This is a genomic window from Colwellia sp. E150_009 (assembly GCF_053543955.1).
Genome location: NZ_JBHFOM010000021.1, coordinates 47,148 through 70,193 on the forward strand (window position 1 = coordinate 47,148; position 23,046 = coordinate 70,193).

Here is a 23,046-nt window from a genome sequence, read left to right on the forward strand (position 1 = left end):
TGACATAAAAATTATGACCGCTAGACTACCTGCTAATTTTACCAGATGCAAACGAGTTTTCTATGTCACAAGTAGAGTCACAAGCTGTTATTTCTTCTACCACACATTCAGACAATGCTACTGTTCGTCATAATTGGACCTTAGCTGAAGTTCAGGCGTTATTTAACCTACCTTTTAATGATTTAATGTTTAAGGCGCAAACAATTCATCGTCAACATTTTAATGCTAACGAAGTACAAGTGAGTACATTGTTATCTATAAAAACAGGAGCATGTCCTGAAGACTGTAAATACTGCTCTCAAAGTGCACGTAATAAAACAAATTTAGAAAAAGAGCGATTGCTCGAAGTAGAAAAAGTATTAGAAGCGGCAGAAAAAGCAAAAGCGATGGGCTCAACACGTTTTTGTATGGGGGCAGCTTGGCGAAATCCTAAAGAACGTGATATGCCTATTGTGCTAGATATGATCAAAGGGGTAAAAGCCTTAGGTATGGAGTCTTGTATGACATTAGGCATGTTAGATGAAAATCAAGCAAAACAATTACAAGATGCAGGGTTAGACTACTATAATCATAATCTTGATACGTCGCCAGAACATTATAATCAAATCATTACTACACGTACTTATCAAGACAGATTAGATACTTTAGAGCATGTACGTAGCGCAGGCATGAAAGTGTGTAGTGGTGGTATAGTTGGTTTAGGTGAAACAGCAGTTGATCGATCGTCTTTGTTAGTGCAATTAGCCAACTTACCTAAGCAGCCTGAAAGTGTACCAATTAATATGTTAGTAAAAGTAGAAGGTACGCCATTGGCCGATGTTGACGATTTAGAAAGTTTTGACTTTATTCGTTGTATCGCTGTCGCTCGTATTATGATGCCAAAGTCTCATGTACGTTTATCAGCAGGCCGTTCAGCTATGAATGAACAAATGCAATCATTATGCTTCCTTGCAGGTGCTAATTCTATTTTTTATGGTTGTAAGCTATTGACGGCTGAAAATCCTGAAACAGATAAGGACATTCAATTATTTAATAAACTTGGCATTAATACTGAGACAATAATTGATGACAGCCAACAGCAAGATAAAATATTAAAAACAGCTTTAGTTAATGAGCAACATAAAGAGCTGTTTTACGAAGCGACTAGTTAAGCCGCATATTAAAATAAACAATCAATAACAAATAAGCCCGAAAAGAATATATTGAATGGCATTTGAATTTATCAATGACAATTTACTTGTACAAAAAAACGCATCTCGTTACAGACAGCGAGTTTGTATACAACAAGTGAATACTGACAGCCCACCACAAAATACAAAAATTGTGATGAATGGAAAAACCTACATTAATTTTTCGTCAAATGATTATTTAGGTTTAAATAATCATCCTAAAATTAATCAAGCCATGCAAGAGGGAATCGATAAATTTGGTATATGTTCAAGTTCTTCAAATTTAGTTACAGGTTTTAATTATGCTCATAAAGCATTAGAAGATAAAATTTGTGAATGGTTGAATAAACCTAGATGTTTATTGTTTTCCAGTGGTTTTGCCGCTAATGAAGCTATTTTTAAAACACTGGGGCAAACGATAAATCAGAGTAAAACACATTTTTTTCTTGATAAGCTTTCTCATGCGTCCATGATTGATGGAGCCTATGCAAGTAAAGCTAGCGTAAAACGATTTGCCCATAATAATATGGCGCAGCTCGCTCAATTATTATCTCTGAATGATTCGCCTAATAAACTTATTGCTTCTGAAGGCATTTTTAGTATGGATGGCGATCAAGCTAAATTAACGAGACTAGAAGCCTTAACCAAACAGCACAATGCTTGGCTTTACTTAGATGATGCACACAGTATTGGCTTAATAGGCAATCAAGGTCAGGGAAGTAGCAGTGTTTTAAAAGGCGATTCTGAATGCCATATTATTATGGCGACACTGGGAAAAGCAATCGCTACTAGCGGGGCTTTTTTGGCATGTAACGAAGTATTGCATGATTATTTAATTAACTTTGCTCGGCACTATATTTACTCAACAGCAATTTCTCCTGCAATTGCATGGGCGACTATTCAAAGCATTGAATTAATTCAACAAGAAAAATGGCGTCGGGATAAAATAGTTGAGTTAAGTCAGCTGTTCATTAATGAACTTAATGGTAATATTAAAATTGTTCCATCAGATTCGTCAATTCACGCTATAATTATTGGCAATGAACAAAGATCGCTTGAAGTAAGCGAAAAATTAAAAAAGCAAGGTCTTTGGCTAACAGCTATTCGTCCACCAACGGTTGCTGTAGGTACTTCTAGGTTACGCGTAACCATTTGTGCCAATCATAATGTTAATGAAATCAAACTTCTAGCACAATGCTTAAATAAGGCGCTCATATAGATGATCACCACTAAAGTACATAAAGAAAATCAGCTTAAAATAGCTGAAAGTTTTGGTTCTGCTAGTAAATCTTATGATGTTTCCGCTCGATTACAGCGATATTCAGGCAAACATTTAATGCCTTGGTTACCTAATAAAAATGATCTTCGTGTGCTTGATTTAGGATCAGGTACTGGCTTTTTTACAGATTTATTATCTACATCTTACAAGGAAGTGATCGGTTTAGACTTTTCTAAAGCTATGCTTAAATTTGCTAAAAACTGTAGAAATCACAACATTCTGTGGCTTAATGCCGACGCCCATAAAATTCCCCTACAAGATGAAAGTATTGATTTTATTTATTCTAATCTTGTTCTTCAGTGGTGTGAGCCGCTTGATAATGCAATTAAAGAAATGTTGCGGGTGTTAAAACCTGGTGGTTTAATTATATTTACCACATTAGTTGATGGAACCTTGTATGAGTTAAAATCATCATGGCGCTTGGTTGATAATGATCAACATGTTATTGATTTTAAAACAGAAAAACAGCTAGAAGGTTTTTTTAATACAGAATATTCACAAATACTTCAACATAAGTGTCAAGACATTGTACTTGAGTATAAAAATGTTATTCATTTAGCTCGAGAACTTAAAGGCTTGGGGGCTAATCATTTGGCAAATAAAAAAAATCGTGGTTTATCAGGTAAGGATAAATGGTTTGCTATGACAGATCATTATCAACAATTTGTTCAACCTGATGGTATTTATCCTGCCACTTATTGTTTATATTCAGGCTTGGTTGTTAAATTAAATAATCCAAAATAACAATTCAATAAAACTTAATCACTCTATCCGTGAAAAATATCCATGAAAAATTATTTTATTACTGCAACAGATACTGATGCTGGCAAAACCTTTATTGCTTGTGCTTTAACACAGGCACTTATTAATACAGGTAATAGAGTTGCTGTTTACAAACCGATTGCTGCGGGATGCCAACAAGTTAATGGCACATTAATAAATGAAGATGCTCAGTTACTTAGTGAATTTGCTAATTGTGATCAAAGCATCAGCGAGGTAAATCCTATTGCATTAATTGACGCAATTGCACCGCACATTGCTGCTACTCGTGTTAACTATCCATTAAGCTTAAAAGCTGTAGAGCAAGGCTTCAAACGAATGTTGTTAATAAGGGCAGATATTAATTTAACCGAAGGCGCAGGAGGGTGGCGATTACCACTTGATCTCAATGTAAGTCCCCATTTATTTTTATCTGACTTTGCTATCAACACAAAGCAAAACGTTATTCTAGTTGTAAACATGAAGCTTGGTTGTTTGAATCATGCATTATTAACTTACCAAGCAATTATTGCGGATGGTTTACGTTGTATTGCTTGGGTGGCAAACACTGCAAGTGAAAGCGTTATGTCTAACTTAAATGAAAATATAGAAAGTCTTGAGAAATTATTGCCTATACCCAAAATTGCACAAGTAAATTTTTATTCTGATCCTAAAATGAGTTTGCATAATAAAATTAGTGCCGCAGCAAAAACCATTAATTTAGCACCATTACTGACTTAGTTAGCTAACTGTAATCTAACCCTATACAATTTTTACTTTCCTAACTCAACCAAACAAGCGCTGGCAATAAACCCTGAACGGGTTTTATAAGCTGAGCTTTTACTTACTCGTTCATCTATTTGTTTAATTAACAACTCGGGCAGGGTAACGTTAATTTTGTGACTCTTACCTAAATACGCTGTTATATCAATATCAACAATTGCCCAAAAAGTTTGCATATGAGTATGCGGATTATCAATTGCATATTGTTTTCTATGCTTTTCCACGCTCATTGCTGAAGGAATTTTTTCGCCATATTCCGCCAAAATAGCCAAATGAGATTTAATACTTTGGCTTATTTTTTCTAATCCTAAATCTATCGTTTCTACCGTAACACTACAGCCAGGTAGGTCAGGCACTATAACTTGATACTGTTGCGTATTTTGAATGTTTGAAAAAACAATTGCGTATTTCATAGGTTACCTTTTGGAGTTTTTTACGTAAACCCAATGATAACCCTTGCAACTCTATACCGCAACACAACAATAACCCTAACAACTCTTTTTTATATAACATTAATAACTCTGGCAACTCTATAAAGGGTTATTTGGGTAACTCTAATAACTCCTAAAAAATAAAAGTGAATATTTACTTCTTTTAAAAGCTATTTAATTTAGTTAAAAGGAGAACTGATTAATAAAAAATGGTTAATTTTTCTGTTATGAAAAATATGAATACAGCACGAGTAATATTAATAACGCTAGAGTTATTAATTGTTGTGGAAGATCCATAAAATGATCATTATAATGAGTGATAAACCAAGGAATAAATTGACTTACAGAAGAAAAATTTTGGGTACTATCGATAAATTAATTCTTATATTCGAACGCGATAAACTCAATAAATACCTCATAATCGATTAGGAATATTTATGAAAGAACTTATCCATACTAACCCTGACTTACTTATTACCGTTGTTGGTATTGGTGGTTGTGGTTGTAATACCGTGAACATGCTTTATGAAAACAATTTATCTAGTAGTGTAAATTTAATTGCAATTAATACCGATCTTGCTGCTTTAAATTCACTACACGTTGAGAATAAAATTTTAATTGGTGAAAACCTTACTCGAGGATATGGTGCAGGCTCTAATCCACAAATTGGCTTAGAAGCAGCACAGGAAAGTGAAGAATTATTAATTAATGCAATTAGAGGCAGTGACATTGTTATTATCACTGCTGGTTTTGGAGGTGGTACTGGTACGGGAGCAAGCCCGCTAGTTGCTAGAATTGCTCGTGAACTAAATATAAACTGTTTAGCTATTGTTACACTTCCATTTGAATCAGAAGGCGAACGCCGTAAAGAATTTGCACTACAAGGCATAAACGACATAAAAGAACCCGTGCATGCATATATTACGTTATCTAATGATTTACTTTTAAAAGGTTTAGGTGAAAGTGTCAGGCTATTTTCAGCATTTAATCAAAGTAATGAGGTATTGAAAAATTTGCTTGTGTCGTTGGTGCAAATGTTAACTGAAACCGGTTATGTTAATGTAGATAAAAATGATTTTTCTAGTATTTTGTCTTATGAAGGCGAGTCAATATTAGGGGTTGGTAAAGCTGATAGCGAAGAGTTTGCTTTTGATGCATTAGACCAAGCATTAAATAATCCGCTTGTTTCTATTGCCAAGATTGATACCGCGAAAGGAATTATCTTTCAGTTGTTTTGTAAATCAGAACCGAAATTATCAACTTATAATGGGTTAATTGATCATATCAGGGAAAAAATCACTAACAAATCAGTACTTATTGTACCTGGTGTTACGTTAGACCCTAATTTAACATCAGAAATTGAAATTTTAATTATAGCTTCAGGTATTGCTTCTGACGTTATAGAGCCTATTAAACAGGAAAATGCAGGTAATCAGCAAGGTGATTATATCGATGAAGAATTAACTTTTATTGATCCTAAAGATGGCCTTTATACTGATATTCCAGCAATAACCCGAAGGTTAATGACGAATAAAAATGTAATTTGAACACCTCCTAAATAATTTTGCTTTAACAGTTCGACATTTTATTTAGGGTAGCCGGTAATTTTTCGTATCGCTTTATATAAAGGATTTAATCTGCCATACATTTTTTTGTAAACATTATGATAAAGAGCATCGTATATTTTTTTATTACTGGCTATCGGGGTAAAAACTTCACCTTGATGGGTCATCGATGCTACTGCACTTTCATAATTGTCAAACAATCCAACCCCTATTGCAGCATTAATAGCAGCACCTAAGCCTGAAGTTTCAAACGTATGTGGTCTTTGTACGGGCATGCCAAAAATATCTGCTGTGATTTGCATCGCTTCGTCACTTTGAGAACCACCACCAGACACTATTAATTGGGTTATTTTCACACCAGATTTTTTTTCAGACAACTCTTTTCCTTCACGTAAAGCATAGCCAATACCTTCAATAATAGCGCGATAGATATGTGCTCTGGTATGAACATCGCCAAAACCAATCATAGCCCCTTTTGCTTCTGGTCCGGGGGTTCGTATACCTGGATTCCAATAGGGTTGTAATACTAATCCCATGGATCCTGCAGGTACTTGCTTCAATAAATCATCAAATAAACTTTCAACTATGATGCCTTGTTGCTCTGCAATTTGTTGTTCCTTTAAACCAAATTCTCGCTTAAACCAACTAACCATCCAATAGCCACGTTGTACTATTAGTTCAGTGTTATATGTATTGGGAATAGCAGCGGGATACGCAGGTAACCGTTTTATGGCTTCAATATATTTTTTGTTGGTAGTGTTATATGTTGCCGTTGTGCCATAACTTAAGCTGCCTGTTTCTGGAGTTAAGCATCCCGAGCCCAATACTTCGCAAGCTTTGTCGGATCCTGCAGATATTAAAGGTAACCCAACTGGAATACCCGTTTCAATAGACGCTTGTTCAGAAATTTTACCTAATATATCACCACAAGGAATAAGCTCAGGTAACATTTCTTTTTTAATGGGAAGTGCTTGCCAACGCCAATCTAAGGGCTTTGACCAGCAGTGGTGTTTAAAATTAAATGGTAAATAACCTACTTGGCTTGAAATCGAATCAACATAATTGCCTGTTAATTTAAAACTATGAAAACCAGAAAGTAACATAAATTTATAGGTTTTTTTCCAAATTTCAGGTTGTTGATGCTTAATCCAATTGGCTTCAGATTGACTTCTGAAATAATCAATCGTTTGTTTTTCACCCGCTAAGGTAAATAAAGCTCGCCAATACCAACTCATCTTATCTAAATCATTTTGTTCTCGTTGATCTAACCAAACAAAGGCAGGCCTTAGTGGTTTGCCTTGTTTATCTAAATTAACCATGGTGGCGCGTTGACAGGTTAACGCTGCTGCTTTTATTTGTGATTTGTCAATGTGCAATTGTTCAAGTGCTAACCACAATTGATGACATGCCTTGATCAGCATTTGCCAATAATAGTTAGGATCTTGCTCTGCCCAACCCGGTTGTTTTGAAAAGTAGGGTTCTATATCGACTTTACTTTTTGCCACCAATTGCCCATTAAGATCAAATAACAAAGCTCTAATACTTTGTGTGCCATTATCAAGTGCCAGAACATAATTTTGTTGTTCACTATGATTAACATTATTTTTACTTTGTTTTTTATCGGTATTTAATTTATTAGTTGTGAGCATAAATTTCTACATTGTTTGCAATTAAACTAAATTACGTTTTAGTGATTGAGGCAGTGAGTAGTATGTTTGCCAGATTAATAAGTAGCGTGTTATTTCGTCTTGCCACATTGTATTGCTCCAACCAAGCTCTTGCTCAAATATAGTAAATAATCTTGAAAATAATTCTTCGCCACCATTTTTCAATAATAAACCTAACCGAGTTCGTCTTAGTAATAAGTCGTCAAGATGTATAACCGCTTCATGCTGAATAGCCCAACGACACTCAGCTAAACAAAATTGTGTATTGGCTATTCTATCCGTTTCTTCCGCCTTTGCTTGAGCAAGTAACAAAACGGCATTGTCGCCATATCGGCCTATAAGACGTGCTAACCATTTTCTTTCATATTTGTTTTGTTTTAATTCATTTTTAAAAAGCTGATTAACTGACTTTTGAGAAAAGACAGGCTGATTGTTGTCTACATTCATTTTTATATTATTGTTATGTAACGTTATCCATGGCATTGCAGCATTAATCGCTTCAATAGCTGTTAATCGAAACGTTGTTAATTTACCACCACTGGCTGTTATTAAGCCATTTTCAGCCCAAATGGCATGGTCACGTCGTTCATTTGACGCACTCTTTGAGAAAGGCTTCTTTTTTGATGATTTATTGATAAAATATTTATCAGAAGAGATAACGGGTCTAACGCCTGAAAAGGTTGAAATAATATCATTAATCGTGATGGTTTGATCTGAGAAGTTACTATTAACCGCTTCGAGCAAATAGTTAACTTCATGCTCATTTATCTTAGCTTCACTGTCTAAATTGTCTGTGTGATCTAAATCGGTTGTACCAATTATAGCTGCGCCTTCCCATGGATAAATAAAAACAGGACGTTTGTCTTTGGGGTGCAAAATTGTCAAAGCAGCATTAATACTAAGCCTTGCATGATTGATGACTAGGTGGCTGCCGCGTAGAGGTCGTACACGTTTTTCATTAATCACTTCATTGCGTAATTTGTCTGCCCATGCCCCTGTTGCATTAATTACAACAGATGATTTTACTTCAAATGTTTTGTTGTCTTGAGACGTGTTTGTTGACTCTTCAACTCTAACGCCAATTACTTGCTGTGTTTTGGGATCTTTAAGTAGGTTTAGTGCTTTGGTATAGTTCATTACTTTAGCACCCGCTTGAACAGACTCTTGTATTACACGCATGACTAAGCGAGCATCATCAACGACAGCGTCAGTATAAAAATAGGTTCCATTTAGTTTGTTCGTTAGTAATTTTGGAAATTTTTTAAGACTATTTTTAACATTAAAAAATTTGTGATCTTTTATACCTGCAAGCCAATCATAAAACCAGAGCAGGGCACCCATAATAAACCGACCTGGAAATTGCCCTTGTTTGAGCACAAAGTAATAACCCATTCGATAAATTAGTCCTGGCGCTTCTTTTAATAAACGTTCGCGTTCTTCTAAAGAATGTTTTGTTAGTTTAATATCACCTTGAGCAATATAACGAAGTCCACCATGTACCATTTTAGACGAACGACTTGAGGTACCCCAAGCAAAATCTTTTTGTTCAATAAGTAAAGTTTTTAAACCACGACGTGTTGCTTCTCGCAAAATACCTGCACCCACAATACCACCACCAATCACAATAACATCCCATTGCTTTTCACAATGAACGCTTGCTAAACTCGTACGCGCGGAAGATATTGAAGTGTTAAGTTTTGTTTTCATATTTACACCAACTTACCAGGATTCATTTGCTGATCAGGATCGAATAATTGGCATAACTCTTTAATCGCTTTTATGCCAAGTTCTCCTTTTTCTGCTGCCAAATAGGGCGCATGATCCTTACCAACACCATGTTGATGACTAATAGTACCGCCATGCCTAACTATAGCTGTTGCACCTGCTGCTTTCAATTTTAACCAACGTTGCATTGTTTTGTTGTAGTCTTCACCCATACGAAAAAGAAACGTTGTGTAAACACTACAACCCTGACCATAAAAATGAGATAAATGAGTAAATACATGTATTTTTTCATCTACATCTTTAAGCGCATTAGCAATATCTGATTCTAAAGATTCAACAGCATCAGGTACTGCAGACCAATCAAGACAAGTTTCCATGGTATCAACAATTATGCCTATGTCCCAAAATCCTTGACGTAAATAGGGGCTACGAAAACGACTATGTTGCCAGTGTTTTCCTAGCGCTGTTCCAATGTATACCCCTTCATGCTGGCGAATAAACTGCTTTGTTATATTTAAAGCAGATTTACACTGGGCTTTGTTACCCGTAATACCAAAGGTAAACATAGTTTTTTGGTCTGTGTTTGTAGCATTACATTTTGTTATACCTCGTAGGTGTAAATACTTCTCTAAAAATTTAACCGCAGTATCATGGCCTGCAAGTTTTAGATGAGATGCGGTTTCAACAGGGTTACTTAATCGCATCATTGATAGTTGAACACTGCTTTGTATTATTTCACGCGTGGCTTGTATACCTATATCCCAGCTTGGAAAAAAAGCGACATAAAAATTTTCTTGTTCAGCTATTTTAGTTACACGTACTTTAACATCAGTAATAATTCCCATACGACCTTCGCTACCTAAAATCATTTCTCGCACGTCTGGCCCTGCTGATGAGGCAGGAAAGGTTGGAATATCAAGTGTTCCTTGTAGAGTTTCAATTTTACCCCCTGCAAATATTTTTTCGATGCGGCCGTAACGTAAAGATTGTTGACCACTAGAGCGACTAGCAACCCACCCACCAATAGTTGACAACTCCCAAGATTGAGGAAAATGACCTAATGTGTAGCCATGCTCGGCCAATTGTTTTTCAACATCTGGCCCTAAAGTTCCAGCGCCAAAAGTTGCAATTTGGCTCTCTTTATCTAAAGCGATTAGCTTATTCATGTTTGTTAAGGCAATGGTGATAACGGGGCGATCTGTTATTTCGGGATTTATATGCCCGCAAACTGAAGTGCCGCCACCGTATGGGATAACAATTAAATTTTCTTGTTTAGCAAATTGTAATAGTGTTTGTATTTCAGCTGTTGTTTTAGGTAAGGCAACACCGTCAGGAAAAGCCTCAAAACAGCCGCTGTGGGTAGCTAACCAATCAGGAATACTTTGCCCTCGACAATGGCGTAATCTTACTTCGGCATCAGTATTGATTAATGTATGCTGTGGTGCTTTTGACTGTGGTACTTTCGCAATCGCCTCTTCAAGTGATATTTCAGGTAATGCGACACTTTTACCGAGTATATTTTCGATATAGTCTTGCGATGTTTTGGTTAATTCAAAACTTAAATTATTCTTTTCATCACCCCAACCATTCCAACGTTTCATACTGTACCTTGTTTATATTTATTATATTTTTTACATAGTAAACAGAAAATAACATTATATTTATGCTTTAATAGGCCTTATTATTGATAATTTAGGACATGTTAAGGAATGAGTTTTCTATGAATCGCAGGCTTATTGCCATTGATGAGGTAAACACACGTCAATCAATTATTGGTATTTCATTATTAACTAAATTGCTAAAAAATAGGGGCTATAATGCCCAAAAACTACTTGATCAAGCGGGAATTTCCTCAGCATTATTACTCGATCCAAAAGCAACCATATCATTTCAACAAGATGTCGCTTTTACCCGCGAATTAATAAAAACATTACAAGATGATGATTTAGGTTTTAAAGCAGGACAGTGTTTTCGTCTTAACGCCTTTGGCCATATTGGTTTAGCGGCAAGTTCAAGTGACACAGTGAGTGATGCAATAACCTTTTTTCTTAAATATATTCACCTTGCTTATACACCATTCTTAATTGATTTTTTTATAAAAGAAGGCAATGCAGTGCTACGGTTTAATGATCAGTTTGACCTTGGGGATTTGAGACGTTTTTATTTAGAAAGAGATTTTTCATTTGCCTTTTTGTCAACACGAGATATGTTTCCGCGCTCTATTGAAGGTCAAAAGCCTAAAACAATACATTTTGATTTTCCATGTCCAACAAATATTGAACATTACCAAGCCTTATATGAGTGTCCTGTACATTTTTCAATGCCCTATAATGAAATATTGTTTGACGAACGCTATTTAGATTTAGCCTTACCTTTAGCCAATTCTCTTACTCGTGATTTGTTAGAAGAACAATGTAAACTGCAAGAAATTGCTTTATTTGGTCATAAAAACTTTGATGAAAAAATTCGACAAATAGTTCGAACAATAGAAAATGAAATACCGAGTTTAGAAAAAATTGCTGAAGCACATTTTATTACAGCGCGAACAATGCGACGTAAATTAAAAGAGCAGGGGGTTACTTTTCAACAATTGGTTAATGAGGAACAGAGTAAAAAAGCACGTCATTACTTGTCAACAACAGGCTTATCTATTGAACAAATATCAGCACGCTTAGGTTATAGCGAATCAGCAAGTTTTATTCATGCTTTTAAACGATGGACAGGAAAAACACCCAAGGCATTTCGTTAAAAGCAGCATTTAATTAATTTTAGACATAATGTTAATGACGTTATGAAATAATTTTTTTAATTTTTCAGTACTTAAAACAACATTATTTATTTCATCATTTGCGTGTTGTAAATAAAGCTCTTCAGCTTTGTGATACATCAACTGGTATGCATCTTCGAGTTCAGTTAACCAAGCATTACAAAATATTGTGCTTTGTTTTTTTCGTTTAATCCATCGTTTGCATACCGTATTTTGTTCTTGTTTTATTGGTTCATCTGCTTGAATAAAAGGTGATAAAAGGCATTGTGATAAGCTGGTATATTCGTGTCGTAATGCAATATCAAACACCTTAAGTTTACTTTCTTTTTGATTATCTGCTTTGCTAGCCCAAATTAGCCAATCTTTGTTGGGTTGGTACGTTATTAGCCAGTTATTAAATTCATTCGCTGGCATTGGGCGTGCAATAGAATAACCTTGTGCTTTTTCACAGCCCATCATTAATAACATTAAGCCATGTTCTGTTGTTTCTACTCCCTCTGCAATCACATCTCTATTAAAATAATTGGCTAAGCCAAGTACGCCATTAATAATACTGTAATTATTTGCATCATTGAGCATGTCAATAACAAAAGATTGATCTATTTTTATCACATTAGCAGGTAAAGATTTAATGTGTGTTAGTGAGGAATAACCTGTGCCAAAATCATCTAAAGCTATATTCAGCCCAAACTGTTTACGGCAGGCATTAAGTGTAGTTTTAATAGTATTTAAGTCGCCAAGCACACTACTTTCTAAAATTTCAAGTTGAATGTAGTTGGTATTTAACGTTTCATAATTACTTAATATATCTTTTAAATCAGATACAAAGGTTGCAGATTGAAGATGAAATGAAGAAATATTAATACTGACTTCTATCATTAAGCCTGCTTTTTGCCATTGAACGAGTTGTTTTATAGCATTATTAATAACCCATTGCCCAAAGAGGACTTCTTCATTTGTTCCTTCTAATATAGGCAAAAAATCTTTAGGTGGAATAAGTCCATTTTCGGGTGAAATCCACCTTACTAATGCTTCGACACCATAAACAGTGCCTGTTTTCATATTTACTTTTGGTTGATAGTAAAGTACGAATTCATCATTATCAATAGCCTCTAAAATTTTATTTAATTGCTGTCTTTTGTTAATAATTTGTTGATCTTTTTCTTTATTAAATAAATGATATCCATTGCCACCTGAAAGTTTAATTTGATACATGGCCTGATCAGCATGACGAATTAATGTATCTAAATCACTATGATCGTTTGGGTATAAAGTTACCCCTGTAGAGGCCGTAATAACATAAGAAATATCTTCATATATAAATGGTTGAGTTAGCGAGGTATATATTCGTTTTAAAATATCTTCGCAATCACCAAAAGTTTGTATATCACTTAACAATAGTGCAAATTCATCGCCACCTTGTCTTGATACAGTATCGCCAGTTCGTAAATTGGCTTTTATACGGTTTGCGACTTCAATTAAAATTTTGTCACCGATACTGTGGCCATAATTATCATTAATGGGTTTGAAATTGTCTAAATCAATAAAACAAATAGCTAATGAACTTTTTATACGATCTGCATGAGCCACTGCTTGATTAAATCGGTCAATGAATAATGTTCTATTAGGCAACAAGGTTAAAGCATCATAGTGGGCCATTTGTTCAAGTGTATGGTGTTGATTCTTAATTTGAGTAATATCAGCAAACAACCCCATATAATGCAGAGTTTTACCGCTATTGTCTTTTAATGATGAAATGGTCAATAGCTCGGCATAAAGCTCACCATTTTTTTTACAATTCCATACTTCACCTTTCCAATAACCTCGGGCAATTACACACTCCCATATATCATGATAAAATTGTTTACTTTGTTTTTCAGAATTCAATATATTAAGGTTTCTACCCAATACATCTTTACGCCCATAACCCGTTATTTCGCTAAAAGCGGGATTGATATTAATAATGGTACCATCGGTTTTCATGATAAAAATACCATCATGTGCTTCAATAAAAAACTGTGCCGCTAACTTTAATTGTTCTTCATTTTCTGAGCGTTCAATCATCAGTTGATTAAATTCATTAGCCATTACGGCAATTTCATCTTGTCCAGATATGTCGAGTAGTTCATTACTTTTATTGTGTGTACGCGCTTTTTTCATAACGTAAGCAATATGCTTAATTTCTTCAACTAACCGTTTTTTTAGTATTTGGCTTAATAAAATAGTAATAACAAATACTGTTAAAATAAAAAGTGTATAGAAAACGAGTGGGGTTTTCAGTGCTTTGTTCGCTAATCTTTCCTGCGCTAAAATATCGTTAATAATTGTTGAACTGACTGTGTGTAATAAGCCAAGACGATATGTTGCTGATTGCCACCATAATTCAGGATCCATTAAAGTACTATTTGGCTCTAAGGGCCGTAGTGTTTTTACAGTAAGATTATTGTCAATACTTGCGTTTTGTTGAATAGGGTTTATTGAAACATTTTCTTGCTTTAATCCTGTCACTATACCGAAGTTAGATTCGTATTGATGATACTCTTGTATCTTTATGTCTTTGATGGTTTCAATCATTAGGGTAGAGTGCTTAGGTGAGGCAACATTATAATAGCGAATTAATTCTGCTTGTTGTCTAGCCACATGATTTACAACTCCCATTAATATTAAGTTGTCACGCTTTACCTTATTATGTTGCTGTTCACTTAAGGCACCATATAAAAGCCCACGCTCTATCGCTGCATATTCTTCTAATCCTAAAGCATAAATTAGAGATGAAACCATATAGTTAATTTCTTGATTAGTTACCATGGCATGTAATACGTTAATTTCTTGAAGTAAATCAGAAATTAATCCGCTGTAAAAATCAAAAAGATTATTGTCTATAAGATTGTCAATTTCGGTACGAATAATTGTTAACTTTTTAAATTTTTGTTCCATTTGCTTAAAATTATCAATCGTTTTTTCAGGGAGGTAATGCGGTGGAAAAGAAAATACATAAGAAATTTTTTCATGTATTTTGGTTGTGATTTTACGCTGTTCTGCTAATTGAAACTGGTAACTAGGATTCTTGGCCGCAAGCATACCAGCACTAAGTCCTCTTTCCTTTTGCAAATTATAAATAAGATCAGAAAATTGTTGAACAACTTGAGCAAATTGTAATGCTTCTTTAGACTGCTCAATTTTGTCATATTTATCGAATATCGTTACACAAAAGAAAAAAAGCAGGGCGATAATTGGCAAAACTAAAAACGTATTAAGTTTTGCACTGATATTGTGTTTATTAAATAATCCTAACACTGGTTTATCCTTAAGAGGCTATTAGGTTTTTATCTGCATGATTTATATGCATTAATCTAAACTAGTATTTAGGGGAGTAGTACAGGAGTAAGATTATACTTTTTAGGCGAACATCTTAATGGTCGACCTGTTATGCATTTGGAAAAATAATACTATATATGCCTGCGTGCTTCTATAACAACTACGGCAAAAGATAACATAGATCAAAGAAATTTAATTAAGCGCTTAATTAACATACGTCTAGGGTGTACCGCATTATCCTTTGCGTATGTTTGAATAGTTTGGGAGTATTTTTAAAATCTATTAATAAGCCTTACAAATTAGCTAATCAAACAATCAGCTAACCAAATGCCAATATCATTAAGCTGTTCTGGTATAACACTATGCGGCATAGCATAGGCTTTCCATTGAGTTTTATAGCCTGCACTTTTTAATAAATCATATGCCATGAGCCCTGAAGCCATAGGAACAACCTCATCTTGCGCGCCATGGTTTTGTAATATAGGCGTATTTTTATTCGCATCACTAAGCTGGCTAGGCAGCTGATCTTTAATCGGTAAATAACAAGACAAGGCCATAATGCCAGCTAATGATTGTTCAAACCTTAAGCCGGTAAATAAACTCATAACGCCACCTTGGCTAAAACCAGCCAAAACAATGTTACTTGCTTTAATACCGTTATCAATTTGCTCGTTAATTAACGCGCGCACTGAGCGCTCAGATTGCAGCACACCCTCCATATCTGCTCGGTTATGCAAATCAGCGTTCCTAATATCGTACCAAGAGGGCATTACAAACCCATTGTTGATTGTTACGGCTTGCTCAGGCGCATGAGGGAAAACAAAACGTATTGTATGATTTTGCGGTAAATTTAATAACGGTACTACAGGCGCAAAACCTGCGCCTGAATCACCTAAACCATGTAACCAGATTACACAAGCGGTGGCAGTGGTTGAAGGCTCTATGGTAATACGATCTAGTAGTGGGGTTAATAGTGACATTGTATCTCTTTGGGTTGACTGTTCTGTTGAAGAGCCTAATATACGCTAATTCGTTTATAATAAATAGTGAAACAAAAGGATAGGTTAATACCGTAACTGCATGAATAAAGTATCAAAAGAAGTTCAAGAGCAAGCAATGAAAATTGCCAAAGGCACACAACGACCTAATCAAACTAAAGAGCAGACTAAGCTAATTTCTCAGGGGATAGAAAAGGGTATCGCTGAATATAAAAAACAACAGAACAAAAAATTACGTGAGCGTGACAAAGTACGTAAAGCACAACTAAAAGAGCAAAAAAGTCATACTGAAATAGCTAACACCCCTAATACAAAGCACATCGAAAACAATAATAATCGTTTACCGTGGATATTATTAGCAGCAAGTTGGCTTGGTTTTATTAGTTGGTATTACTATTGATAAAAACAGTATGCTTTTTATCGATTTTTTGGTTACGCGTTATCTCTAAATAATTGAATTTATGGGGTTATGTTTATTATTAAAAATAGTAAAAAAAGTATTTTTACCGTGGTAATAACCTTATAAAATGATGAATTACACGGTTTTTTATTGCCTATGCTTAATAACAAGTTGTTTTAACGTTTCAACAATGTCTGATGAGTCTTGATATGCCAACACCACTTCTCGCACTAAACGTATACCGTCAATAGGTAAAAAAACAATCTCGAATTTATTTAATATTTCAGGTGACGCGGGCACTAACGCACAGCCTAAACCGGCGTGAACAAGCCCTAGGGCATAATCTATGGTTTGAATTTTTGCTCTTATGTCTAAAGTAATACCAGCCAAGGTTAGCGTGTCATTTAAACTATCCCAAGCATTACATGGGCTACGTTTAATAAAAGGTAGTCCGTCTAAATCTTGCATGGCGATAGAATCTTTAAGGGCAAGCACGTGGTTATAGGGCAGTGCAAGCAAATATTCTTCTTGCCATAGCGATAAATAATTTTCAGTTTCATTTAATTCTTCTTTAATAATAATACGTGCGTCGCAAGTTTCATTATGTGGCACTAAAGTTAACTGCATTAATTCTTGTGCTGAAGTAAAATCTTTAAGCAATGCCGACATACGTTCCACTCCAAGTCCGCGCGTTACTCCTAAATAAAATGATTTTTCAATACTTTGATCAGAAAAAAGATTTTTTATAGCATCTGCTTGTCCCAATAATTGTTTAGCTAATGGGTAAAGCCTTTCGCCTGTATCTGTTGGACTAACCCCGCGTGCATGTCGAATAAATAATGATGTTTTTAATGACTGTTCAAGTAGATGAATAGCGGCCGATATTGAAGGTTGAGCAACAAAGCATGTTTTTGCTGCTGCACTGATACTACGTTTTTCATAAACAGATGCAAAATAATGTAAACTTTTCAAGTCCATAAATACTTACTCGGTGTTTTAATCTCTGTAGGTTAATTTACTTAGGTATAGAAAAAAACTATACCAGATAAAGAAAAAGAATATTTTAACTTTGGCTAAGTTTTATCTATTATCCAAATATATGCAATACTCATTGTTTTAGAAATAACTTATAACAACTTATGAAAGGTGCTTTAACACATGTCAAACTCAACAGCTAATTCAAGCAAGTCTCCTTCTTTTAACTGGCAAGATCCTTTGTTATTAGAGTCGTTACTATCAGAAGATGAACGAATGATCCGTGATAGTGCGCATCAGTATTGCCAAGAAAAGCTCATGCCAAGGGTACTTGAAGCGAATCGCAATGAACATTTTGATGTTGAGATCATGCGTGAGCTTGGTGCCTTAGGTTTATTAGGCGCAACCATTCCTGAAAAATACGGCTGTGCTGGTGTGAATTATGTAACTTATGGCTTAGTGGCTCGCGAAGTAGAGCGTGTAGACAGTGGTTACCGAAGTGCAATGAGTGTGCAATCTTCGTTAGTAATGCACCCAATTTATGCCTACGGCAGCGAAGAACAACGTATGAAATATTTACCTAAACTAGCAACAGGTGAATACATTGGTTGTTTTGGTTTAACTGAGCCTAATTCAGGCTCAGATCCAGCAAGCATGGCAACCAAAGCCGTTGCAGTTGACGGTGGTTACCGTTTAACGGGTACAAAAATGTGGATTACTAACTCACCCGTCGCTGATATTTTTGTTGTGTGGGGCAAACTTGATGGTGTGATTCGTGGTTTTGTACTTGAAAAGGGCATGGAAGGGTTAAGCGCTCCTAAAATTGAAGGTAAATTTTCATTACGTGCCTCAATTACGGGTGAAATTGTTATGGATAATGTTTTTGTACCTGCTGACAATATGCTACCCAATGCCAAAGGTTTGTCTGGTCCCTTTGGTTGTTTAAATAAAGCCCGTTACGGTATTGCGTGGGGCGCGTTAGGTGCAGCAGAATTTTGCTGGCATGGTGCTCGCCAATACACCTTAGACCGTGAACAATTTGGTCGTCCGTTAGCGGCTACTCAACTTATTCAGAAAAAACTTGCTGACATGCAAACAGACATTACCACAGGCTTATTTGCTTGTTTACAAGCAGGGCGATTAATGGATTCAGGCGACTTATCACCAACGGCTATCTCGCTTATAAAGCGTAACTCTTGTGGTAAAGCCTTAGACATTGCTCGTACTGCCCGCGATATGCATGGCGGTAACGGTATTAGTGATGAATTCCACATTATTCGCCATGTAATGAACCTAGAAGCAGTAAATACCTATGAAGGTACGCATGATGTGCACGCATTAATTTTAGGTAGAGCACAAACAGGGTTACAAGCTTTTTATTAATAGTTCTGTTGATGAGCTAACGTCTAACCTACAAAAGCAAAATTTGTAGGTTGGGTTTTATGCCGACAAGTAATTAATTATCCGTAGGCGGGATTTTAATCGCGCTTTAACGTTAACTATCTCAAATTTTGTTTGCTGAAAAAGTGGAATCCCAATGTCAGATCGTAATCAATTGGTAAAAGAAAATTTTATCAACTTTGTGCGTAGCGGTAATCTACCCACGTCAAATTCTTTACTCACACCACAAACGGTTGGTTTAACTAACCAAGCCGTTATTGACCTATTTGAAACACAGGTAATGAGTCGTCATTTAGACCTACAATCACGTGTGATGCAAAAGAAAGGGCAAAGCTTTTATACCATAGGAAGCTCAGGACACGAAGGTAATGCCGCTTATGCTAAAGCGTTTAAACCAAGCGACATGGCATTTTTACATTATCGTAGTGGTGCCTTTGTTATTCAACGAAGTAAACAAGTTGCTGGGCAAACACCACTGTATGATATGTTACTGTCTTTTTCAGCGTCTAAAGATGATCCTACTTCTGGTGGTCGCCATAAGGTGTTGGGTAGCAAAACGTTAGCCATTCCACCACAAACAAGCACTATTGCGTCACATTTACCTAAAGCCATGGGAGCTGCCTTTAGTGTTGATTTGGCTAAACGATTAAATATAGAAGCAGAAATGCCTAATGACAGCATTGTAGTCTGTAATTTTGGTGATGCGTCATCTAATCACTCTACAACTCAAGGTGCTATTAACAGTACCGCTTGGGCAGCGTATCAATCTATTCCAATGCCTATTGTTTATATTTGTGAAGATAACGGCATTGGTATTTCAACATCAACGCCTAAAGGTTGGATTGCCGCTAATTATCAACATAGAACAGGAATTCACTACCTTTATTGCGACGGCTTAAATATACTTGATACTTACCAAAAAGCTAAAGAAGCAGAATATATTGCCAGAAAATTACGTAAACCCGTATTTTTACACATGCGCACAGTACGCTTACTTGGGCATGCTGGCTCTGATGCTGAATTTGTTTACCGTAAAATGTCAGAGATTGAAGCAAACGAATTTCAAGATCCCCTACTACACAGTGCGCGTATTTTATTAGAAAACAACATTTTAAATGCTGAACAAATAATCGACATTTATAATAATATTGAGAACCGAGTAGTTCAAGTTGCCGAGGCCGCAGCGTCAAAACCTAAATTAGCAACAGCGAAACAAGTTATGGCGAGTATTGTTCCGCCTGCACGCAAAAATAAACATCATGTTGAGGTTGATGACAACCAACGCCTATCGTTATTTTCACATGAAAAGCATAACCTGAATAAACCTCAACATTTAGCCAAGCTGCTTAACTGGGCGTTGCTTGATTTAATGGCAGAACATCAAAACATTGTGATGTGCGGTGAAGATATTGGCAAAAAAGGTGGTGTGTATAACGTTACGGCAAAATTGTGTGAGCGCTTTGGTGAAAACCGCGTGATCAATACCTTATTAGATGAACAATCAATTTTAGGCACTGCTATTGGCTTGGCACATAATGGTTTTTTACCAATACCAGAAATTCAGTTTTTAGCCTACGTGCATAACGCCGAAGATCAAATACGGGGCGAAGCAGCCACCTTGTCTTTTTTCTCTAATGGGCAATATACCAACCCCATGGTTATACGTATTGCAGGGCTGGCTTTTCAAAAAGGCTTTGGCGGTCATTTTCATAATGATAATTCATTTGCGGTTTTCCGTGATATCCCTGGATTAATTATCGCTTGTCCATCAAACGGTGCTGATGCAGTACAAATGATGCGAAGCTGTGTAAAATTAGCGCAAGAACAGCAACGTATTGTGGTGTTTTTAGAGCCTATAGCATTGTATATGACTAAGGATTTACATGAAGAGGGCGATGGTCTTTGGACATCTGAATATGTTCAGCCTAAATCAGCAAAAGCAGAGATTGATCAAAAAATATCAGTGTTTGGTGAAAGCAAAGACTTATGTATTTTAACCTACGGAAATGGTTACTTCTTATCAAGACAGGCAGAAAAAATATTAGCGGAACAAGGCATTAATTGCCGCGTGGTAGATCTACGTTGGTTAGCGCCATTAGATGAACAAGGTATTCTTGAGCAAGTAACTCAGTGTAGTAATATTTTGATTGTTGACGAATGTCGCCAAACGGGTTCCATCAGTGAAGCTTTAATGACACTTATACATGAGGCGCATGCAAAAAATGATAGCAACATTCCGAATATTAGCAGACTGACCGCTCAAGACAGTTTTATTCCATTGGGTGCTGCGGCCTATCATGTTTTGCCCTCTGCAAACGGCATTGTTGAAGCAGCAACAACGTTGTTACAAAAGAATCAATCCAATAAAAACAACCCATTGGCGTAAAACATCATAAGGTTACGTGAGAAATAATATGAATACGAGTAATCAACACATAACGAATCAAAAAAAACGCGCTGTTGTTATTTGCCCTGGACGCGGAACGTACAATAAAGAAGAACTCGGTTATTTACAGCGATTGCACGCTGATAAAACAGAGATAATCTCAGTAATCGATAACTATCGTCAATTACAAGGTCAAATTAGCATCAATGAACTTGATAGCATGGCGCAATATAATATGCGTCAGCACACCGCAGGAGAAAATGCTTCGGCATTAATTTATGCTTGTGCATTAGCCGATTTTCAATCAATTGACCGTAATGAATATGACATTGTTGCTGTTACGGGTAATTCAATGGGCTGGTATATTGCTTTAGCGGTTGCTGGAGCCTTAGATTCACACGCCTCTATTGAATTAATAAATACCATGGGGTCTATGATGACTGATGGCGTAGTGGGTGGACAAATGATTTACCCAATCACTAATGATCAGTGGCAAGAAAACAGCGAAACCATTTCACAAATCAATCAATGGCTCACAGAAGTAAATAAAGACAGTAAAAATGAAGTGTATATTTCTATTCATTTAGGCGGATATTTAGTTTTTGGTGGTAATAAAACAGGTTTAAAAGCGTTAGAAGAAAAATTGCCCGTTATTCAAGACAGGTACCCCATGAATTTATTTAACCATGCAGCTTTTCATACTCCCTTGTTAAACGATATTTCTATTAAAGCCAGATCTCTTTTATCAACAGAGTTATTTGAACCACCAAAAATTCCGTTAATTGATGGGCTAGGGCAGATCTGGCAACCTTATAGCTGTGACACCAACAAACTATACGATTACACCTTAGGTACACAAGTAACCGATGCCTATAATTTTAGCAAAGCCATTGAAGTTGCTATTAAAGAATATGCACCAGACAAATTAATTATACTAGGCCCTGGTGCTACCTTAGGTGGAGCTGTCGCTCAATGTTTGATCAAACATAATTGGCTTGGTTTACAGGAAAAAAGTGATTTTATTGCTAAACAAAAAGCAGACCCTTTTCTTTTAGCTATGGGCATTGAAGAACAACGTAAAAGGGTTATTACTAGCAAATAAGTCGGCACATAGTTTGAAAATAATTCTCGTTTACATTCTAGGGGCTAAATTAATTAGCGCCTATGCGTGAGAATGGACTGATCACACCGTTTGCACCCTGCTGTAAAACATGCGTGTAAATTTGTGTTGTACGCACATCACTATGCCCCAATTGTGCTTGAACGGTTCTTATGTCAGCACCACTTTGTAATAAATGAGTCGCAAATGAATGACGTAAAGTATGTGGAGTCACATGTTTATCAATTTGGGCATCAAACGCTGCTTTTTTAACAGCACGTTGTAATTGTTTTTCATCAATATGATGGCGCCTAAGTTGTTTAC

At 35.9% G+C, this 23,046-nt stretch carries 18 protein-coding genes; 10 read left to right on the forward strand and 8 right to left on the reverse strand.

Annotated features, from left to right (window positions below; genetic code table 11):
- Nucleotides 1-62: 62 nt before the first annotated feature.
- The 4 genes from bioB to bioD are packed head-to-tail and all read left to right on the forward strand — an operon-like array spanning nt 63 to nt 3,948.
- Entirely contained in the window at nt 63-1,151 is a 1,089-nt protein-coding gene (gene bioB / locus ACE1OF_RS10925) for a biotin synthase BioB (protein WP_448894471.1), read from the forward strand.
- Between the two features lie 55 nt (nt 1,152-1,206).
- Nucleotides 1,207-2,388 (forward strand): aminotransferase class I/II-fold pyridoxal phosphate-dependent enzyme, encoded by a 1,182-nt coding sequence (locus tag ACE1OF_RS10930; protein WP_448894473.1) that lies wholly within the window; start codon nt 1,207-1,209, stop codon nt 2,386-2,388.
- Nucleotides 2,389-3,192 (forward strand): malonyl-ACP O-methyltransferase BioC, encoded by an 804-nt coding sequence (bioC, locus tag ACE1OF_RS10935; RefSeq protein WP_448894475.1) that lies wholly within the window; start codon nt 2,389-2,391, stop codon nt 3,190-3,192. It abuts the gene before it with no gap.
- 42 nt (nt 3,193-3,234) lie between these two features.
- Nucleotides 3,235-3,948: a dethiobiotin synthase gene (gene bioD / locus ACE1OF_RS10940; RefSeq protein WP_448894476.1), complete on the forward strand. Its 714-nt coding sequence runs from the start codon at nt 3,235-3,237 to the stop codon at nt 3,946-3,948.
- Nucleotides 3,949-3,980: 32 nt separating this feature from the next.
- Here bioD and ACE1OF_RS10945 read toward each other — a convergent pair whose 3' ends face one another.
- Nucleotides 3,981-4,403 (reverse strand): type II toxin-antitoxin system HicB family antitoxin, encoded by a 423-nt coding sequence (locus tag ACE1OF_RS10945; protein ID WP_448894477.1) that lies wholly within the window; start codon nt 4,401-4,403, stop codon nt 3,981-3,983.
- A gap of 455 nt (nt 4,404-4,858) precedes the next feature.
- On the opposite strand from ACE1OF_RS10945, the gene ACE1OF_RS10950 reads away from it, so the two are divergent.
- On the forward strand, nt 4,859-5,968 hold the full coding sequence (locus ACE1OF_RS10950; protein ID WP_448894478.1) for a cell division protein FtsZ: 1,110 nt from the start codon (nt 4,859-4,861) through the stop codon (nt 5,966-5,968).
- Nucleotides 5,969-6,006: 38 nt separating this feature from the next.
- Here ACE1OF_RS10950 and ACE1OF_RS10955 read toward each other — a convergent pair whose 3' ends face one another.
- Genes ACE1OF_RS10955 through ACE1OF_RS10965 form a run of 3 tightly spaced genes read right to left on the reverse strand, consistent with a single transcriptional unit; the run spans nt 6,007 to nt 10,979 of the window.
- Entirely contained in the window at nt 6,007-7,635 is a 1,629-nt protein-coding gene (locus tag ACE1OF_RS10955) for an FGGY-family carbohydrate kinase (RefSeq protein ID WP_448894479.1), read from the reverse strand.
- 21 nt (nt 7,636-7,656) lie between these two features.
- On the reverse strand, nt 7,657-9,360 hold the full coding sequence (locus ACE1OF_RS10960) for a glycerol-3-phosphate dehydrogenase/oxidase (protein ID WP_448894480.1): 1,704 nt from the start codon (nt 9,358-9,360) through the stop codon (nt 7,657-7,659).
- A 2-nt stretch (nt 9,361-9,362) separates the two neighbouring features.
- Complete coding sequence (locus ACE1OF_RS10965; protein WP_448894482.1) at nt 9,363-10,979, reverse strand: FAD-binding oxidoreductase; 1,617 nt, start codon at nt 10,977-10,979, stop codon at nt 9,363-9,365.
- Nucleotides 10,980-11,098: 119 nt separating this feature from the next.
- Between ACE1OF_RS10965 and ACE1OF_RS10970 the strand changes: the two genes are divergently transcribed.
- Nucleotides 11,099-12,127, forward strand: a complete 1,029-nt coding sequence (locus tag ACE1OF_RS10970) for an AraC family transcriptional regulator (protein WP_448894484.1) — start codon at nt 11,099-11,101, stop codon at nt 12,125-12,127.
- Between the two features lie 9 nt (nt 12,128-12,136).
- Here the strand turns inward: ACE1OF_RS10970 and ACE1OF_RS10975 are convergent, their stop codons facing one another.
- Nucleotides 12,137-15,442 carry an EAL domain-containing protein gene (locus ACE1OF_RS10975; RefSeq protein WP_448894486.1) on the reverse strand — a complete coding sequence of 1,102 codons (3,306 nt, stop codon included), beginning with the start codon at nt 15,440-15,442 and terminating at the stop codon, nt 12,137-12,139.
- A 320-nt stretch (nt 15,443-15,762) separates the two neighbouring features.
- On the reverse strand, nt 15,763-16,443 hold the full coding sequence (locus ACE1OF_RS10980; RefSeq protein ID WP_448894487.1) for an alpha/beta hydrolase: 681 nt from the start codon (nt 16,441-16,443) through the stop codon (nt 15,763-15,765).
- A gap of 100 nt (nt 16,444-16,543) precedes the next feature.
- Here ACE1OF_RS10980 and ACE1OF_RS10985 point away from each other — a divergent pair, with 100 nt between their 5' ends.
- Nucleotides 16,544-16,861, forward strand: coding sequence for a DUF2956 domain-containing protein (locus ACE1OF_RS10985; RefSeq protein ID WP_448894488.1), 318 nt, complete (start codon nt 16,544-16,546; stop codon nt 16,859-16,861).
- Between the two features lie 147 nt (nt 16,862-17,008).
- Here the strand turns inward: ACE1OF_RS10985 and ACE1OF_RS10990 are convergent, their stop codons facing one another.
- Nucleotides 17,009-17,839 (reverse strand): LysR family transcriptional regulator, encoded by an 831-nt coding sequence (locus ACE1OF_RS10990; protein WP_448894489.1) that lies wholly within the window; start codon nt 17,837-17,839, stop codon nt 17,009-17,011.
- 180 nt (nt 17,840-18,019) lie between these two features.
- Between ACE1OF_RS10990 and ACE1OF_RS10995 the strand changes: the two genes are divergently transcribed.
- From ACE1OF_RS10995 to ACE1OF_RS11005, 3 genes are all read left to right on the forward strand, one after another.
- Nucleotides 18,020-19,219, forward strand: coding sequence for an acyl-CoA dehydrogenase (locus ACE1OF_RS10995; RefSeq protein ID WP_448894490.1), 1,200 nt, complete (start codon nt 18,020-18,022; stop codon nt 19,217-19,219).
- Nucleotides 19,220-19,373: 154 nt separating this feature from the next.
- On the forward strand, nt 19,374-21,623 hold the full coding sequence (locus ACE1OF_RS11000) for a dehydrogenase E1 component subunit alpha/beta (RefSeq protein WP_448894491.1): 2,250 nt from the start codon (nt 19,374-19,376) through the stop codon (nt 21,621-21,623).
- A gap of 28 nt (nt 21,624-21,651) precedes the next feature.
- Nucleotides 21,652-22,725 carry an ACP S-malonyltransferase gene (locus ACE1OF_RS11005; RefSeq protein ID WP_448894492.1) on the forward strand — a complete coding sequence of 358 codons (1,074 nt, stop codon included), beginning with the start codon at nt 21,652-21,654 and terminating at the stop codon, nt 22,723-22,725.
- A gap of 49 nt (nt 22,726-22,774) precedes the next feature.
- On the opposite strand, the gene ACE1OF_RS11010 is transcribed toward ACE1OF_RS11005, so the two are convergent.
- The coding region (locus tag ACE1OF_RS11010; RefSeq protein WP_448894493.1) for a tyrosine-type recombinase/integrase at nt 22,775-23,046 on the reverse strand (272 nt) is incomplete at its 5' end.